Below are 16881 nucleotides of genomic sequence, written 5' to 3'. Positions count from 1 at the left end.
GCCGGACAGGCAGCAGACCAAAATAATGTTCGGCTTGTGATGCATGTCTCCATCCCGTCGGAATCAGCCAGCGCTCGGCCGGCCATCCAAACTTGTATGCTCACACAATTGACCTGAATTCGACCATAGATGCATACAACTTTGGTCGTCAAGTGTGTTTTTACGACGATTGTGTGATAATTTTACGCCTCCCGCGTCGGATGTATGATCACACAATCGGTGTTGTCCGGGACAATGTCTTATGCTAGAGGCAGGCAACGTCGTAGCCGAATCCTGTCCGCATGCTCCAAGATCTTCGCCTTACCGAGGATGAAAATCCGGTCTATCGCCGTCTCGCCGACGCGATCGCCGAGCGCATCGCCACCGGCCGCCTCGCCGTCGGCGAAAGGCTGCCGCCGCAGCGCGAGATCGCTCGCGCGTTGGGCATCAACGTCACCACTGTGACGCGCGCCCTCTCGACACTGCAGGAGCGCGGTCTTTTGGAGGCGCGGCCGGGGCGCGGCACGACGGTCGCTGCCCGCGAACAGGCCGAGCGGCCGGGCTTCGTCTCGGCGCCGAGCGACGAAACCGGCATCATCGATCTCTCCGTCAACCGGCCGCCCACGTCGGCCTATCTCGACGCCGTCGCAGCACTTCTGCCACGCCTGCCGAAGGACAAGCACTATACCGCGCTGCAGGACTATCACCCGCCTGAGGGACCGCTCTGGGGCCGCGCGGCCGTTGCCGAATGGCTGAAATCCGTCGCCGGCGACGGCGACCCCGGCCGCGTCGTGCTTGCCGCCGGCGCCCAGCACGGGCTGGACGGTGTGCTTGGCGCGGTGACCAGGCAGGGCGAGGTCGTGCTTGCCGACGAAGTCACCTATCAGGGCATCAACGCACTTTGCCGCGTGCACGGGCTGGATCTCAGGGGCGTCGCCATGGATCGCGGCGGCATGCGCCCAGACGCCTTCGACGCCGCCTGCGCGCAGTTGCGTCCCCGCGCGGTCTTCCTGGTGCCGACGCTGCACAATCCGACGACGATCACGCTGAGCGAGGAACGCCGGCACGAGCTGGCGGCGGTCGCCAGGCGCCACAACGTGCTGATCATCGAGGACGACGTCTATCGCCCGCTGGCCGACGACCCGCCGCCCTCTTTCGCCAGCTTCGAGCCGGAGCTGACGGTGCATATCGGCGCCCTGTCGAAATGTCTGGCTCCCGGCTTGCGCCTCGGCTTCGTGATTGCGCCGCGGGTGATCGCCGGCCAGGTCGCGGCAGCACTGCGCATCAACTGCTGGAGCATCAGCCCGCTGACCGCGCTGATCGGCGCCAGACTGATCGAGGAAGGCGCCGCCGCCCGCATCATCGACATCCAGAAACAGGAACTGCGCTTGCGGCAAGCGATCCTGAGCGAGATCCTCGGCCGCTTCGACATCCAGGCGCATCCGACATCGACCCATGCCTGGCTGCGCCTGCCCGAGCCGTGGCGCGGCGCGGGCTTTGCCCGCACCTGCCTGGAACGCGGCGTCGCCGTGCTGCCGGGCGATGCCTTCGCCGTCGGCCGCGAGCCGGTCCAGCACGGCGTGCGCATCAATGTCGGCGCCGCGCGCTCGCAGGACGATCTGCGCACGGCGCTCACCGCCATGGCCGAGCTTCTGTCGGCCGGCCATCTGCAACTGCCCGGTTTCGTCTAGGAGCGAAAGTGTCCGCCTCCAACAATGTTGAGATTGCCGTCGTCGGCGCGGGCGTGGTCGGGCTGGCGACGGCCTTACGGCTGGCCGCCGAGGGTCGCGAGGTCATGCTCATCGATCCGAACGAGCCCGGCTCCGGCGCCTCGTTCGGCAACGCCGGAACGCTCGCCGAATATGCCTGCATGCCGGTCGGCACGCCGGCGGTGCTACGCGCCTTGCCGAAACTTCTGTTCGACCCGGACAGCCCATTCTCGCTGCGCTGGGCGGCACTGTTCCAGCTGGCGCCCTGGCTCACACGTTTCGTTCGCCAGTCGCTGCCGGCGGCGACCCGCGCCAACGCGGCCGCCCTGGCCGGCCTGCTGTCCGACGCCCTGCCCGCCTGGGAAGAGATGGCGTGCGAGGCCAAGGCCACGGACCTGTTGCGACGCAATGGTTGTCTCTATCTCTATCGCAGCCAGGCCGATCTCGCGGGCTCCGCTGCGAGCCGGGACGTGCGAGCCAGCTTCGGCGTCCATCAGCAGGTGCTGACGCCCAAGGAAGTTGCAGCGCTCGAGCCCGGACTGCCGCCCGTCGCCGGTGGCGGTCTCTATTTTCCGGACTCGTTGAACGTCACCGATCCGTCGCTCGTGATGCGCCGGCTGTTCGATGCGGCAGCGGCGCGCGGTGCCGTCCTGCGCCAGGCGAAGGTTACCGGCCTCGAAGCCAAAGGCGGCGGCGTCTGGCTGAGCGGTCCCGGCTTTGGCGTCACCGCCAGGAAGGTCGTGATCGCGGCCGGCGCCTTCTCGCGTCCCCTCGCCGCACAGGCCGGCGACAGGATCCCGCTGGAAACGGAGCGGGGCTATCACCTTGAATTTCCGACCGAGACGCCTCTGCTGACGCGTCCGGTCTGTCCCGTCGACCTCGGCTTCTACATGACACCGATGGCGGGCCGCCTGCGGGTCGCCGGCACTGTTGAGCTCGGCGGACTCCTTGCCCCGCCGAATCCGCGCCGCCTAGCGCTGCTCGATCGCGGCGTGCGGCAATTCTTCCCAAATCCGGGTAAGCCCTCCTCGCAATGGTTGGGCTTCAGGCCCTCCCTGCCGGATTCACGGCCGGTCATCGGGCCCTCGGCAAAGTCGCCGGACGTGATCTATGCTTTCGGCCATGGCCATCTCGGACTGACGCTGGCGGCTGTGACGGCCCGTTGGATCGTCGGCTTCGTCGCTGGCCGCACGAATCCATTGGCCGCGGATTTCGCCGCCGCGCGTTTCTCCTGACCCGGGTCCCTGTTCGGCAGCCAACGTCCGTGCTCGGTGTCGCCGCCCTTGCCGATGTTTTCGCGCGCCTGCAGTCCCCTTGAGCGGAAATACTTGGCATTTCTACCGAGAGCTTCGTCTCCATTTTCCGTGAATGTTAGCTGCTTCACAGTCAGCGGGCGGCAGGAAGCAGAAATTACCGCCTCTATTGATTTCATTTGTAAATATTTCTGCCCATTCCGCCCTGCGCCATCGGACCCCTTCGATCAAGCAGGCCGGAAGCGCAATCGGGGGCGATGCGGATGCGGGTCTACGAGGCGATCGTCAAAGGTCTGGAGGGGATCGGCGTCGGCGCCGCGTTCGGCGGCGCCGGCGAGAATGCAGCCGGGCTGATGCTGGCGCTGAAGCATTCGAAGTCGATCCGGCCGGTGATCACCCGCCATGAGCAGGCAGCATCCTTCATGGCCTGCGGCTACGCCATGTTCTCAGGCCGCCTCGGCGTCTGCTTCGCCACCGCCGGTCCCGGCGCCTTCAACCTGTTCTCCGGCCTGGCGGTCGCGATGTCGGATTCCTATCCGGTGCTTGCCATCTCTGGCTTCGCCTCGCGCAGATGGACCGGCAAGGGCGCGCTGAACGAGACGTCGGGCGTGAGCCGCACGCCGGATTCGCAAGCGATGTTCGCCGCGACGACGAAGAAATCCTTCCTGCTCACCGATGCCTCGAAAACCTGCGACGTGCTGGAAGAAGCCGTCAACATCGCGTTCGAAGGCAGGCCGGGTCCCGTCCATATCCATGTGCCGGAAGACCTCACCGATCACGGCGTCTCGGTCGACAATTTCCGCCCGATCGAACTTCAGGTGAAGCCTGTCCTACCGGACCCGGCAAGGGTGCAGGACGTGGCCGAAACGCTGGTGGAGGCGCTGGAGAAGGGCAAGAAGGTCCTGGCCCTCATCGGCTTCGGCGCGGTGAAGAGCGGCGCCGGCCACGAGCTGAAACAGCTCGTCGAGCGCTATCAGATACCCTTCGCCACCACGCTCGACGGCAAGGGCATCATTTCCGAGCGCCACCCCTTGCGCGTCGGCGTCTTCTGCGACAGCGGCCATAGCGCGGCGTGGCAAGCCTTCCTCGATGCCGACCTTGTTCTTGCCGTCGGCAACTCCTTCGCCCAGCACGCCACCTTCGGCTTCCGCGACGACCTGTTCGCCGACCGCAAGCTCCTCCATATCAACATCGACATCGGCGAGATCGATAAGGTCTACAAGGCCGACGGCGCCATCATCGGCGATGCTAGGCTGGCCATCGGCGCGCTGCTCAACAAGATGTCGGACATGCTCGAGCCGAGCGTCGCGTCAGACCGAACGGCGACCGACTACAGCGACGAGCACATCCTCCATCTCACCGGCAAGATCCATCCCGGCCAGATGGCGCAGGCTCTGTCGAAACGCCTGCCCGACAATGCCATCGTCCTCGCCGACGCCGGCGCGCATCTCGCCTGGCTCGGCTACTATCTGCAGATCGCGCCGGGCCAGAATTTCCGCAAGCCCGGCGGTTTCGGCCCGATGGCCGGCAACGTCAATGGAGCGCTCGGCGTCAAGCTCGCCCATCCCGAGCGTACAGTGATCGTCGGCTGCGGCGACGGCTGCTATCTGCTTTCGGGCTTCGAGCTGCTCACCGCCGTCCAGTACGACATCCCGGTGATCTGGATCGTCTTCAACAACGCCGAGTTCCAGCTGATCAAGCTCTATCAACTGCAGGCCTATCACGAATTCGGGCTGGTCGATTTCGGCAACCCCGACTACGTCGCCTACGCCGAGGCGTGTGGCGCAAAGGGTTATCGCGTCGAGACTCAGGAAGAATTCGAAGCCGCGCTCGAGGAAGCGCTGGCGCTCGGCAAGCCTGCAATCATCGACGCCCACATAACACGCCTGGCGCTGCCGCATTACAGCGCTTCGCCCGAGGGCGTGGTCGCGGGCGTCGCCGAAATGATCGCGGAACGCATCCGCTCGGACTGACGAGGAGGCACGTCGTGTTGATGCAACCAGGCCGGCAGGCAACAGCGATTTGGCGCGAAACACCTCAAGGCTCCGCGGAGGACGAGCGCCTGCTGTTCGAGCGACTGGCGCAGGACATGATGCATGTCCAGCTGAAGACCAGGCGGCGCTCCAAGGCGGCAGGCATCCAGCGCGCTTTCCACGCCAAGCCGATCTTCGCCTCGATCGATGCGACGCTGCGCTTCAATGACGATCTTCCCGCCGACTTCCGCGCCGGCTTCGCCCAGCCGGGAAAATCCTATCCGGCGATCGTGCGCTTCTCCAACGCGAACGGCTCGGGCCAGGCCGACTACAAGCCCGACCTGCGCGGCGTGGCGCTGCGCATCAAGGTTTCGGACCAGGAGCAGCACGATCTTTTAGCCACCAATTTTCCGGTCTCGCACGCCCGCGATGCCAGACAATTCGTCGCCTTCGCCAAGGCGACCGCCGGCGGCACGATCGGCAAGATCGTCGGCCTCCTCGGCCTCGCCTTCCGCTTCGGCCCGGCCGAAGTGATCCGCATGCTGAGGAACGTCTCCACGGGCCGCAATCGCAAGGTGCGCAGCGTCGCGCTGGAAACCTTCTGGAGCCGCGGCGCCATACGTTGGGGCGAAAGGCTCGCCGTGCGCTATCTGCTGCGGCCGGTGCCGAGCGCCGCACCCGCGCCCGACCCGTCGGACACGGATGCGAGCTATCTGTCGAACGAGTTCGCCGCGCGGCTGGCGGCTGGCGACATCCGTTTCGAGCTGTGCGTCCAGCCCTTCATCGATGAGCGCTCGACGCCGATCGAGGACACCGCGGTCGAATGGACCGAAACCGTTTCGCCGCCGGTGAAGGTGGCGGAGCTCACCATCACCCAGCCGTCGGCCGGCACCGCCGAGGCCTTCACCAACACCAGGGTGATCGACGAGCTCGCCTTCAACCCGTGGAACACGACGGACGAATTCCGTCCGCTCGGCAATCTCAACCGGGCGCGCAAGGTGGTCTATGACGCGAGCGCCGCGCATCGGCTCGCCTATCGCTGGCGCACCGAAGCACCGCTGCGCAACCGCGTGCTCGGCGCCATTGCGCGCCGGTCCTTCGTTGCCATCAATCGCTTCGTCGAATGGCACAAGCTGCCGTTGCGCCTCAGCCTGCTCAACCTCGACGCCTTTCGTTACGTGCTCAGGCAGAAGAACCTGATCGACACGGAAGTGGTCGAGGCGCCGCCCGAAGCGCGGCCGCAGCCACAACCGCTGATCGCCGAGCAGGTGCGGCAGACGCGCACCTATGACGGCACCTACAACGACCTGTCGGCGCCGAAGATGGGCGCGGTCGGCGCCAGCTTCGGCCGCAACCTGAAACCGGCCTACGCACCCGACCTGTTCGACACGCCGAACCCAGTTTTGGTCGCCGAAAAGCTACTGCACCGCGAGACGTTCATCCCGGCGCGCTCGCTCAACATCCTCGCCGCCGCCTGGATCCAGTTCCAGGTGCATGACTGGGTGAACCACGCCCGCAATCCGCTCGGCAAAAACGACATCGTCGTGCCGCTGCCTTCCGGCATGAAGTGGACGAACGCCGTCGGCGGCAAGCCGGAACAGGTGATGCGCATTGCCGGCAACCAGGAACTGGACCGCGGCCCCGGCTGGCCGCCGATCTATTTCAGCAATGCCGCTTCGCACTGGTGGGACGGTTCGGAAGTCTATGGTCCGAACAGCACCAAGGCGAACATGCTGCGCGAAGGCGCCAAGATCAGGCTGGTCGACAACCACCTGCCGGTCGATATCAAGGGCTTCGAGGTCACCGGCTTCAACGAGAGCTGGTGGCTCGGTCTCAGCGCCATGCACACGCTGTTCGCGCGCGAGCACAACCTGCTCTGCGACGAATTGCGGTCGCGCTACAGGAACTGGGACGACGAGCGCATCTACCAGACGGCGCGGCTCATCGTCTCCGCGCTCATCGCAAAGATCCATACCGTGGAATGGACGCCGGCGATCCTCGCCACACGGGCGATCGAGGTCGGCTTGTCCAGCAACTGGAACGGCCCGCCGGCCAATGACTGGGTGACCAAATTCGGTCTGTGGCTGCTCGACGAGCATGCATCGACAGGCATCCCGAAGACGATGCCGGACCACCACAGCGCGCCCTATTCGCTGACCGAGGATTTCACCACCGTCTACCGCATGCATCCGCTGTTGCCGGACGACTATTGCTTCTACCACCACCGGTCCGGTGAGAAGATCGCCGAGAAAGGCTTCCTCGACATACAGGGCGCCAACGCAGACGACATCATGCGCTCCTTCGGCCTGCGCAACACGCTCTATTCCTTCGGCGTCGCGCATCCCGGCGCGATCGCACTGCACAACTTCCCAAGATCGCTGCTGAAGCTCGAGCGCGACAAAGAGATCATCGACCTCTCGGTGGTCGACATCGTGCGCACCAGGCGGCGCGGCGTGCCGCGCTACAATGATTTTCGCGCCGGCCTGCACCGTCCGCGCATCAGGAGCTTCGAGGAGGTCACGGCGAGCCCCGAGGACGCGCGGCTGCTCAAGCAGATCTACGGCGATGTCGACAAGATCGATACCGTGGTCGGCCTGCTTTCAGAGCCGGCGCCGGCAGGCTTCGGCTTCAGCGATACCGCCTTCCGCATCTTCATCCTGATGGCGTCGCGGCGGCTGCAGAGCGACCGCTTCCTCACTGTCGACTACCGGCCGGAAATCTATTCGCCTTTCGGCATCGACTGGATCGCCAACAACGGCATGACCAGCCTCATCCTGCGCCACTGCCCCGACCTTGCCTCGGTGCTGCCGAGGACGCAGAGCGCTTTCGCACCGTGGCGGCCGATCGTGCCCGCAAGCACCGATCCGGCCATGGCGGGAGCGAAGCCATGACGGCGCCGATCAAGCCCGCCTCGGCCGTGAACGGCGGCTTCGCCTCAGGGCTCGACGTCCTTTTGAAGCGGCCGCTGATCGAGACGATCTTCCGCCGCCGCACGCATCGCGTCAGTCAGGGCAGCTCGGTGCTCGCCGGCAGCATGAGTTATCAATCCGACCAGCCGCGCGAGCCGCTGTCGGAACTCGAGGAGGCGGTGCTGATCGCCATGACCGGCTGCACCGGCCTCACCATGCCCGACCGGCCCTTCGAGGATCCGGCGACGAAACAGCCGGTGATGGCCAAGCCCAACCTGACCATGGCCGGCCGCACCGCGGGCAGCCCCGACAATGCGCAAGGCACGCATTTCTTCCTGATCAACGACAGCGGCACCTATTTCCTGCGCAAGCTGCCGCCGCCGGCCGACGGCAACACCGCCTTCGCGCCCGAGCGGCTGATCGAGCGCGCGCGGGAAGCCAAGGTAAGGATCCTCGATCGCCGGCTCGACGTCGCCGAAGGCCAGCGCGATTTTCCGGCCTATCTCGATTCCAACCGCTTCCTGTCCAACCTGCCGGGCACCACCATCCTGCTGCCGGTCGTCGATCTGTCGCGCCAGTACATCAACGGCATGATGTATCTGCTCACCCAGCCCGACGGCGCGCGGCCGCACATCGTCGACGACCGTAACTTCTATCGCTCGGCCGGCGTCAAGCGCTGGGTCAAGAAGGGCTTCCTCAACAAGGACCTGAAGATCCCGCTCGGCGCGATCGGCTCGCTGCGCACGCAGATCGAGGCGGATCTGCTGTTGCAGAACATCTTCCTCGTCGCCGACGCCATGGGGCTCGGCGCCTGGATCCACGGCTCGATCAGCCCGCCGGTGCTGCTCGGCGATCCGAAATTCTCGAAGACCTACGGCGCCATGCTCGGCTTCGACGTGGCGGTGCCGCGCTGGCGCCTTATGGACCTGCTGCGCTGGCACATTCCGCTGCCGAAATACTCGAACCTGCGCAGCAACCCGATCGGCCTGCGCTTCAAGGGCGAGCATCTGATCAAGGGCATGTCGCCGCCCTATTACGACACGATGGCCGACGCCGTCGCCGAAGTGGTCGAGGAGAAGTTCGGCAAGAGCGGCCTCTACTCGGACGAGCAGCTCTTTGCCGAAATCTACAAGGGCGACTACGGCCACCGCTATCTCAGCGAGGCGGCGGTTTACACGCAGGACGTCATCGACTGCGTGCGCGACATCTGCACCTACATCTTCAAGACGCATGGCCGTTTCCCGGCGCATTGCGACGCCATCCACGTGCCCGGCATCTGGCTGCAGGTTCATCACGTCGATGTCGGCTACTACCAGCGCTTCTTCCGCAACGGACTGACCGACGCGCATCTCAACCATGCGCGCGACTGGCACTGATCCGGATGGCCGCGCCACCGCGCTCGCCGGCGGTCGCTGGGGTAACCGCGCTTTTGGACGATCAGCTCATCCAGTTGCCGCCGTCGACATTGAGGGTCTGCGCCACGACATAGTCGGCATCGCTCGACGCCAGGAAGACGGCCGCGCCGCGATAGTCGTCGGGATCGCCCATACGGCCTGCGGGAACAGCTAGACCGACCTGCCGTTTCTTCTCGCCAATCGGCAGGTTCTCGTAGCGCGCGAACAGCGCGTCGACCTGATCCCACATCGGCGTGTCGACGACGCCCGGTGCGATGCCGTTGACGTTGATGCCGTGCTTGATGAGCGCCAGTCCGGCCGATTGCGTGATGCTGATCACCGCGGCCTTGGTCGCACAATAGACGGCGACCAGCGCCTCGCCGCGCCGTCCGGCCTGCGAGGCCATGTTGATGATCTTGCCGCGGCGGCCTTGCGCGACCATGCGCTTGGCCACCGCCTGCAGCGTGAACAACAGGCCTTTGACATTGACCGAGAATTGCAGATCGAAGCTCTTCTCGGAGATTTCCAGAAGCGGCCCCATGTCGAAGACGGCGGCGTTGTTGACCAGGATGTCGATGCCGCCATGCGTCCTTGTCACCGCATCGACCATCGCCTCGATCGAGGCGAGGTCGCGGACGTCAAGCCGCAGGGCGGTGGCCTTGCCGGCGAGCTCGCGCGCCAGCGCCTCCGCTTTGTCTGCTGCCATGTCGGCGATGACGACATGGGCGCCTTCATCGGCGAAGCCGCGCACGATGGCCGCCCCGATGCCTTGCGCGCCGCCGGTGACGACGGCGACCTTGTCCTTGAGCTTCATGGCAATTCTCCTGTCTCAGCGGCCCGTGTCAGCGCGTAGTATAGCCGCCATCGATGACCAGCACCTCGCCGGTCACGTAGCTCGAAGCAGGAGAGCACAGGAAAAGCGCGGCCGCCGCAACCTCTTCCGGCTGGCCGACGCGGCCCATCGGCGTCATGCCACGCCAGATCGGGAACCATTCCGGATTCTCGATGCCGCCGCGCGAAAGGTCCGTTTCGATATAGCCGGGCGCAACGGCGTTGACGCGGATGTTCTCGGCCGCGACCTCGCTGGCCAGGCTCTTGGTCATCATGTGCACCGCGGCCTTGGAGCTGTTGTAGGCGACCTGATTCTGCGGAACGTTGGAGACGATGCCGGAGATCGAACCGACATTGAGGATCGCGCCGCCGCCCTGGCGTCGCATCGGCGCCAGCGCCGCCCTGCAGCAGCGGAAGACGGCATCGACATTGATCGCCATCGTCTGCCGCCAGATATCCTCCGGATAGTCGCCGCTGTCGCCATGCACGGCGATGCCGGCGCTGTTGACCAGGATGTCGAGCCGGCCGGCCTTGGCGAGCGTGTCCGCGACCAGCCTGTCAGGCGTCTTTTCGTCGAGCATCTCCGCCGCGAGGAAATCGAAGGCGGTGCCCGAAAGCGCCTGTCGCGCGTCGTCCTTCATGGTCCGGCCCGCGACGACGACGCGCGCGCCGGCTTCGCCGAGCGCCTTGGCAATGGCGAGACCGATGCCGCGCGTGCCGCCGGTCACCAGCGCAACCTTGTCGTCCAGCCGGAAGCGGTCGAGGATCATGATTGCGGTTCCATCGTGCGGGTTGAACGGATGGCTCAGATGTCGACGCTCTGCGGCAGGATGACGAGGTCGCGGATCGTGATGTTGCGCGGCCGCGTCAGCATGAAGAGCACGGCGTCGGCCACCTCCTTCGCCTCCATCAGGCTGCCGGCGGCCAACGCTTCTTCCATCTTGGCCTTCGGCCAGTCGCTCAACAGCGCCGTCACCACCGGACCGGGAGCGACCGCGCCGACGCGGATGCCGTGCTTCAGCACCTGGCGGCGAAGCGTGTGCACGAAGGCCTGCACGGCGAATTTCGAGGCGGTGTAGATCGGCTCCCACACAACGGGAACGAAGCCGGCCACGGAACTGGTGACGATAATATCGCCGCTCTTCCTCTCGATCATGTGCGGCAGCACGGCATGCACCGTGCGGAAGACGGCGTTTATGTTGAGGTTGAGCATCTTGTCCCATTGGTCGGGATCACCGGATGCCACCTCGCCGCCGACATAGGCGCCGGCATTGGCATGGAAGATGTCGAGCTTGCCCGCCTTTTCCAGGATCTCAGGCATCATGCGGTCGACGCTCGCCGGGTCGAGCAGGTCGGTGACCACCGCTGAAGCATTGTCGCCTAGTTCGGCGACGAGCGCCTGCAGCCGGTCCTCTGCCCGATCGACCAGGACGACCTTGGCCCCGGCGGCGAGCATGGCGCGGGCGCATTCCAGCCCGATACCGGAGGCAGCACCGGTGATTGCGGCAACCTTGCCGGAGAGACTTTCAGACATTGCGATCCTCTTCGATGAGCCGTCAGGCGCGGCCGTGTGAGACACGCGAGCGGCGGGCGAGAGAATCGACGATGACCGCGATCGCCAGCACGCAGCCGGTGATCATGTACCGGAGCGAGGATGACAGATCGAGCAGCGTCAGGCCGCTTGCGATGGACTGGATGACGATGATGCCGAGCAGCGCCGAATAGGCGCTGCCGCGGCCGCCGAACAGGCTGGTACCGCCGATGACGGCCGCCGCGATGGCGTTGAGGTTGACGTCGCCGGTGCCGGCCTGCTGGCTGGCGGTTGCCAGGCGCGCTGCCGAGAGCAGGCCGCCGGTGGCAGCAAGCGTGGCGCAGAGCGCGAAGGCGCTTGCATAGATCAGGCGCACATTGATGCCGGCGCGGCGCGCCGCCTCGCGGTTGCCGCCGACTGCGGTCATCGAGCGGCCCCATTGGGTTCGCTTCAGCGCATAGTTCATCGCCACGACCAGGCCGACGAACAGCGCGAACATCCAGGGCACGCCGCGCGACAGGTTGAGGTAGTAAGCCACCAGTTCGAGCGCGACCGTGATCGCGACGGCCTGCAGCAGGAGCCCGCCGAACGAGCGCGACGACAATCCGGCGGCCTGGCGGCGCTGCGCCTTGCGGTAGCCGAGCAGCAAAGCGAGCACGCCGGGCACCACCGCCAGCGTGTACGACACCCAATGCGGCATCACCAGGAGCTGGCCGAAATTCACCAGCGGTGAATCGTAGGGCAGATTGATCGAGCCGGTCGGGCCGAGGATGTAGAGCTGCAGCCCGAGGAAGGCGAGCAGGCCCGAAAGCGTCGACACGAAGCTCGGCATGCCGAGCCGGTTGAGCAGCAGCGCATAGACGCAGCCGGTCACGAACCCGACCGCCATGGCCGCGAGGATGGCAAGCGCGACCGGCCAGCCCCACTGCACCCAAAGCACGCCGAGCAGCGCCGAGGACAGGCCGCTGACGGAGCCAACGGACAGGTCGATCTCGCCGACCATCAAGACGCACACGATGCCGAGCGAGATGATGCCGACCGTCGAGCAGTCGAACAAAAGGTTGACCAGGTTGTTCGGCGACAGGAACACCGGGTTGAGCGTCTGGAAGATCGTGCAGATCAGCACCAGTCCGACGACCACAGGCAGCGAGCCGAGATCGCCGGAGCGGACGCGGTCGAGAAAGCCCTTGATAGCGCCCTTCGCGCCGCTGCGCTCCTTCAGGCGCTCGTCGCTGCGATCGAGCAGCGCGCCGCGATCGGAAGCCGTCGTCATGGCCGTTCTCCCTCAGCCTTCGCCTCGGCGGCGCGCCTGCCGCGCCGCGAGACCGCATTGTCGTCGGCGCCGGTTATCGCGGTCACCAGTTCCTGGTTGGACGCGCCGGGCAGGAAGATGCCGTTGTTGCGCCCAAGCCTCAGCACCACGATGCGGTCGGCGACGGCGCGCACGTCCTCCATGTTGTGGCTGATCATGACGACACCCAGCCCGCGATCCCGCACACGCTCGATGAGGTTCAGAACCTCCGCCGTCTGCGCGACGCCGAGCGCCGCTGTCGGCTCGTCGAGGAGAATGACCCTGGGCTCCATCAGCAGCGAGCGGGCGATCGCGACCGTCTGCCGCTGCCCACCCGACAGCGATGCCACCGGCTCGCGCACGCTGGGAATGCGCGCCGAAAGCTCGTTGAGCAGCGTCCAGGCGCGCACCTCCATCGAGACGTCGTCGAGCCGAAGCGGATGGAGCTCGCGGCCGAGGAAGATATTGGCCACGACGTCGAGGTTTTCGCAGAGCGCCAGATCCTGGAAGACGGTGGCGATGCCGAGCTTCAGCGCCGCGGCGGGATTGGCGAGCGTCACCGGCTGGCCATCGAAGGTGATCGAGCCCGAACTCGGCATGTGCGCGCCGGCAAGGATCTTCACCAGCGTCGACTTGCCGGCGCCGTTGTCGCCGACAAGCGCAACGATCTCTCCGGCGTTGATGTCGAGATCGACATCGGTAAGCGCCGACACGGCGCCGAAATTCTTCGAGATGCCGCGCAGGCTGAGCACTGGCGGCCGGCTTGTCGTGGACGATGCGTCGGGTATTGCCATGACCTGTCTCTCTTCCCGCGTTCCGGTCGATATGTCCGGCCGCCAGGAGGTAGCGGCCGGACATGCCCGGCTGTCGCCTAGGCGACGCGCCGAGTATATCGCTGGCGATGCGGATGGCCGCATCGCCAGTAGAGACGATGCCGCCAGGGCGGCATTGCTCCTTATTCAATGCCGAGCTTCTTGCAGCCTTCGGCGTAGCGGTCGGTGCAGAGCTGGGCAGCGGTCTGGATCTTCTTGTCGATGATCTCGGCCTTGAGGTTCTCCTGCGTCACCACCGCCGGCACGAAGAGCTGCGAGGGCGTGTCGTAAAGCGTCGTCTCGGCTTTCGGAGTCTCGCCCTTCAGAAGCTGCACCGCGACTTTCGCCGCGGCCGCGGCGACGATTTCGCTCGGCTTGGAAATAGTATTGTACTGGTCGCCGGCAATGATGAGCTGCAAGGCGGCGATCGTGGCGTCGTTGCCCGTCACCGTCGGCACCGGATCGACGCCGGCCGCCTTGAACGCCGCGATGGCGCCGCCGCCCGTGCCGTCATTGGCGGCGACCACGCCGACGATCTTGTTGCTGAAGCGTGAGATCTGCCCCGCCGCCCATTGCTGGGCATTCGACGGCGCCCAGTTCGGCGTGTCGAACTCGGCGAGCGTCTTGTAGCTGCCGGTCTTGAGTCCCTCATGGATACCGTCCTTGATCAGGCCCGCCGCCGCGTCGGTCGGAGAACCGTTGATCTGCAGCACGCCGACATCGCCGTCGCTCGACACGCCCTTGGCCTTGAGATGCTCGACCAGCGAGGCGGCGATCGCCTTGCCGATGGCCTTGTTGTCGAACGACACGTAGAAATCGGCTTTGGCCGTGGGGATCGGGCGATCATAGGCGATGACCTTGACGCCCTGGGCCTGCGCGTTGTGCACCAGCGAGGCCGCTGCCGCGGAGTCGACCGGGTCGAGCACGACCACCTTGGCGCCCTGGGTGATGACCGAGTTGAACTGCTGCTGCTGCTTGGTGACGTCGGCGTCGGCGTTGAGGTAGAGCACCTTGCAGCTGTCGCAGAGCTTCTTCATTTCGGCGACGAAGCCAGGGTGGTCATGCTCTTCGTAACGCGTCGAGCCCTGGTCGGGCATCAGGAAAGCGACGGTGGAACCGGCAATATCCTGCGCATTGGCAAAGGTCGCGCCGAGTGCGAGGCCCGAAACGGCCAAAGCGGCCGCAGTCAATCTGGACATGTATCTGGACATCAGGTCTTCTCCATTCCCGTTGTTTGGTGTAACGGACCCCGACACTGGACCGCGGATGCCTGCTCGCGCTGCCCGATCGGAAGTCTAGCGAACTCGTGCAGCAGCCTCACGGCTTCCTCCCGCTGGCACGACACGAGGTAATACTCATCCGTCGCTGGTTCGCTTGCGCGACCCATCGTTTGATCTTGGCTCTTGTTTAAGGCTTGTTTCTCCTCCCAAACTCCTTTCTATGCGGCGCGCGCGGCCGCGAAATTGTCCGCAACCAGTCGTCTGAACTGCGAAGGCGGCATACCCTTCTCGGCCAGGAACTGGCGGTTGAAGTTCGACAGGTTGTTGAAGCCGACCTCGAAGCAGATATCCGAAATCTGTGCCTGCTCGTCGCTCATCAGGATCTGGCAGGCGAGGTTGATGCGCAGGCGTTTGATGTATTGCAGCAGCGACATGCCGGTATGCTTGCGAAACGAGCGCGAGAATGCGCTCGGCGTCTGCCCGGCAATCGCGGCGAGATCGCCTTCGTTGAATTGCTGTGTCAGGTTCTCGCGGATATAGGCGAGCGCCTGGTTCATGCCGGCGGACATGTATCCGGACGGGTCCGGCAGGTAGTTTTCGCTGGCGAGCACGCGCGGTGAGGTCTCACGGCTGAGCGCCTCCATGATCGACATGAACAGGCTGATCCGGTGCACGCCGTAGGCATGCGTGATCTCCGCCAGCAACGGCATGACTTGCCTGCTCACGCTCGTGCTGAACAGCACGCCGCGCCGCGACAGATCGAGCAGTGGGGAAACGGCGCCAAGCTCGGGAAAAGTGGTGATCGCGCCGCCGATGAATTCCTCGCTGAACTGGATCAGCCGGCAGCGCAGCGGGACGGTCTCCGGGACCTCGCTGATCCAGTTGTGCGGCAGGTTCGGACCGGTGAGCACGAGATTGCCGACCTCGAATTCGCCGATGAAGTCGCCGACGAAGTAGCGGCCCTTGGTCGCGACGATCTGGTGCAGCTCGTATTCGGGGTGAAAATGCCAGCGCACCGTATGGTACGGATAGCCGTGCCATTTCACCGCGAACGACTCGCCAGGCCTTATCTGTATGACTTCCAGATCGGGTCCCATGCTTCCTCCCGGAGGCTGTCGGGTGTTTTCAGCCTTCGAACCGCGGCCGTTTGTTTGGCTCATCTAGGGTCAGGATAATGGCAGCCAAGGGCGCACGCCACCTCGCCACGCCGCGCCGACTGATACGTTTTTGACCATTTTGGCCCAGCGAAAAACGCACCTTCGAAAATTAGAGGCTCCGAATATCTGGGATCGGCCAACGGCGCTTGGACGCGGGAAAGTTCGCTTCGGACCACGCTGCCGCATTGCACAATTCCGGCCGGGCTGCACAATAAGCGTATGTCCGCCGGTTCGTTGACCATCCTTGTTATCGACGAGAACCGCATCCGCGCCTCGATCATCGAGGCCGGATTGCGGGACGCCGGCCATCTTCATGTCACGGTGGTCCATGACGTTGCCGGCATCGCGCGGCGCATCGCCGAGATCGAGCCGGATGTCATCGTCATCGATCTGGAAAATCCCAACCGCGACATGCTGGAGAACATGTTCCAGCTTTCGCGCGCAGTGAAACGACCGATCGCGATGTTCGTCGACCGCTCCGACCAGGCCTCGATCGAAGCGGCCGTCGACGCGGGCGTGTCCGCCTATGTCGTCGACGGGCTGAAGAAGGAGCGCATCAAGCCGATCCTCGACATGGCGATCAGCCGCTTCAACGCTTTCTCGCGCATGGAGCGCGAATTGGAGGAAGCACGCAGCGAGCTCGAGAACCGCAAGGTCGTCGACCGGGCGAAAGGCATATTGATGAAGTCGCGCGGCCTGAGCGAGGAGGCTGCCTACGCGCTCCTGCGCAAGACCGCCATGAACCAGAACCGCAAGATCGCCGAGATCGCCCAGAGCCTGGTGACGGCGGCTGGATTGCTGGGACCGCTGGAGGGCGAATGA

13 protein-coding genes are annotated in these 16881 nt (G+C 65.2%); 6 read left to right on the top strand and 7 right to left on the bottom strand.

All coding sequences use genetic code 11. The features are described from left to right. Positions 1-281: 281 nt before the first annotated feature. The 5 genes from RFN30_RS13430 to RFN30_RS13410 all read left to right on the top strand — a co-directional run bounded on the left by RFN30_RS13430 (position 282) and on the right by RFN30_RS13410 (position 9199). A complete protein-coding gene (locus tag RFN30_RS13430) occupies positions 282-1670 on the top strand; it encodes an aminotransferase-like domain-containing protein (protein ID WP_320262566.1) in 1389 nt (462 codons plus the stop codon). 8 nt (positions 1671-1678) lie between these two features. Continuing rightward, on the top strand, positions 1679-2923 hold the full coding sequence (locus tag RFN30_RS13425) for an NAD(P)/FAD-dependent oxidoreductase (RefSeq protein WP_320262565.1): 1245 nt from the start codon (positions 1679-1681) through the stop codon (positions 2921-2923). Between the two features lie 281 nt (positions 2924-3204). Then, positions 3205-4914: a thiamine pyrophosphate-binding protein gene (locus tag RFN30_RS13420; protein ID WP_320262564.1), complete on the top strand. Its 1710-nt coding sequence runs from the start codon at positions 3205-3207 to the stop codon at positions 4912-4914. Between the two features lie 20 nt (positions 4915-4934). After that, on the top strand, positions 4935-7805 hold the full coding sequence (locus RFN30_RS13415; protein ID WP_320262813.1) for a peroxidase family protein: 2871 nt from the start codon (positions 4935-4937) through the stop codon (positions 7803-7805). After that, on the top strand, positions 7802-9199 hold the full coding sequence (locus RFN30_RS13410; protein WP_320262562.1) for a hypothetical protein: 1398 nt from the start codon (positions 7802-7804) through the stop codon (positions 9197-9199). The genes RFN30_RS13415 and RFN30_RS13410 overlap by 4 nt, the downstream gene beginning before the upstream one ends. Positions 9200-9260: 61 nt before the next feature. Here RFN30_RS13410 and RFN30_RS13405 read toward each other — a convergent pair whose 3' ends face one another. From RFN30_RS13405 to RFN30_RS13375, 7 genes are all read right to left on the bottom strand, one after another. Next, a complete protein-coding gene (locus RFN30_RS13405) occupies positions 9261-10031 on the bottom strand; it encodes an L-iditol 2-dehydrogenase (protein WP_320262561.1) in 771 nt (256 codons plus the stop codon). Between the two features lie 28 nt (positions 10032-10059). Beyond that, on the bottom strand, positions 10060-10818 hold the full coding sequence (locus RFN30_RS13400; protein ID WP_320262560.1) for an SDR family NAD(P)-dependent oxidoreductase: 759 nt from the start codon (positions 10816-10818) through the stop codon (positions 10060-10062). A 35-nt stretch (positions 10819-10853) separates the two neighbouring features. Beyond that, positions 10854-11582, bottom strand: a complete 729-nt coding sequence (locus RFN30_RS13395; RefSeq protein ID WP_320262559.1) for an SDR family oxidoreductase — start codon at positions 11580-11582, stop codon at positions 10854-10856. A 22-nt stretch (positions 11583-11604) separates the two neighbouring features. Continuing rightward, positions 11605-12852, bottom strand: a complete 1248-nt coding sequence (locus tag RFN30_RS13390) for a sugar ABC transporter permease (protein WP_320262558.1) — start codon at positions 12850-12852, stop codon at positions 11605-11607. Continuing rightward, positions 12849-13664: an ATP-binding cassette domain-containing protein gene (locus tag RFN30_RS13385; protein ID WP_320262557.1), complete on the bottom strand. Its 816-nt coding sequence runs from the start codon at positions 13662-13664 to the stop codon at positions 12849-12851. Before RFN30_RS13385 ends, RFN30_RS13390 begins: the two co-directional genes overlap by 4 nt. A gap of 161 nt (positions 13665-13825) precedes the next feature. Beyond that, positions 13826-14893 carry an ABC transporter substrate-binding protein gene (locus tag RFN30_RS13380; protein ID WP_320262556.1) on the bottom strand — a complete coding sequence of 356 codons (1068 nt, stop codon included), beginning with the start codon at positions 14891-14893 and terminating at the stop codon, positions 13826-13828. 227 nt (positions 14894-15120) lie between these two features. Beyond that, positions 15121-15999 carry a helix-turn-helix domain-containing protein gene (locus RFN30_RS13375; protein ID WP_320262555.1) on the bottom strand — a complete coding sequence of 293 codons (879 nt, stop codon included), beginning with the start codon at positions 15997-15999 and terminating at the stop codon, positions 15121-15123. Positions 16000-16278: 279 nt separating this feature from the next. On the opposite strand from RFN30_RS13375, the gene RFN30_RS13370 reads away from it, so the two are divergent. Next, positions 16279-16881 carry an ANTAR domain-containing response regulator gene (locus RFN30_RS13370; protein WP_320262554.1) on the top strand — a complete coding sequence of 201 codons (603 nt, stop codon included), beginning with the start codon at positions 16279-16281 and terminating at the stop codon, positions 16879-16881.

Source organism: Mesorhizobium dulcispinae, assembly GCF_033977345.1.
In the GTDB taxonomy this organism is placed as follows: Bacteria; Pseudomonadota; Alphaproteobacteria; order Rhizobiales; family Rhizobiaceae; genus Mesorhizobium; species Mesorhizobium dulcispinae.
The sequence above is the reverse complement of the archived record's forward strand: the minus strand, read 5'-3'. Positions and strand labels throughout refer to the sequence as shown.

Bases quoted from the DNA above. Each gene is read 5' to 3' on its own strand.
- RFN30_RS13430 (WP_320262566.1), top strand. From the start codon at position 282: ATGCTCCAAGATCTTCGCCTTACCGAGGATGAAAATCCGGTCTATCGC.
- RFN30_RS13375 (WP_320262555.1), bottom strand. From the start codon at position 15,999: ATGGGACCCGATCTGGAAGTCATACAGATAAGGCCTGGCGAGTCGTTC.
- RFN30_RS13400 (WP_320262560.1), bottom strand. From the start codon at position 10,818: ATGATCCTCGACCGCTTCCGGCTGGACGACAAGGTTGCGCTGGTGACC.
- RFN30_RS13385 (WP_320262557.1), bottom strand. From the start codon at position 13,664: ATGGCAATACCCGACGCATCGTCCACGACAAGCCGGCCGCCAGTGCTC.
- RFN30_RS13415 (WP_320262813.1), top strand. From the start codon at position 4,935: ATGCAACCAGGCCGGCAGGCAACAGCGATTTGGCGCGAAACACCTCAA.
- RFN30_RS13405 (WP_320262561.1), bottom strand. From the start codon at position 10,031: ATGAAGCTCAAGGACAAGGTCGCCGTCGTCACCGGCGGCGCGCAAGGC.
- RFN30_RS13420 (WP_320262564.1), top strand. From the start codon at position 3,205: ATGCGGGTCTACGAGGCGATCGTCAAAGGTCTGGAGGGGATCGGCGTC.
- RFN30_RS13380 (WP_320262556.1), bottom strand. From the start codon at position 14,893: ATGTCCAGATACATGTCCAGATTGACTGCGGCCGCTTTGGCCGTTTCG.
- RFN30_RS13390 (WP_320262558.1), bottom strand. From the start codon at position 12,852: ATGACGACGGCTTCCGATCGCGGCGCGCTGCTCGATCGCAGCGACGAG.
- RFN30_RS13395 (WP_320262559.1), bottom strand. From the start codon at position 11,582: ATGTCTGAAAGTCTCTCCGGCAAGGTTGCCGCAATCACCGGTGCTGCC.
- RFN30_RS13410 (WP_320262562.1), top strand. From the start codon at position 7,802: ATGACGGCGCCGATCAAGCCCGCCTCGGCCGTGAACGGCGGCTTCGCC.
- RFN30_RS13370 (WP_320262554.1), top strand. From the start codon at position 16,279: ATGTCCGCCGGTTCGTTGACCATCCTTGTTATCGACGAGAACCGCATC.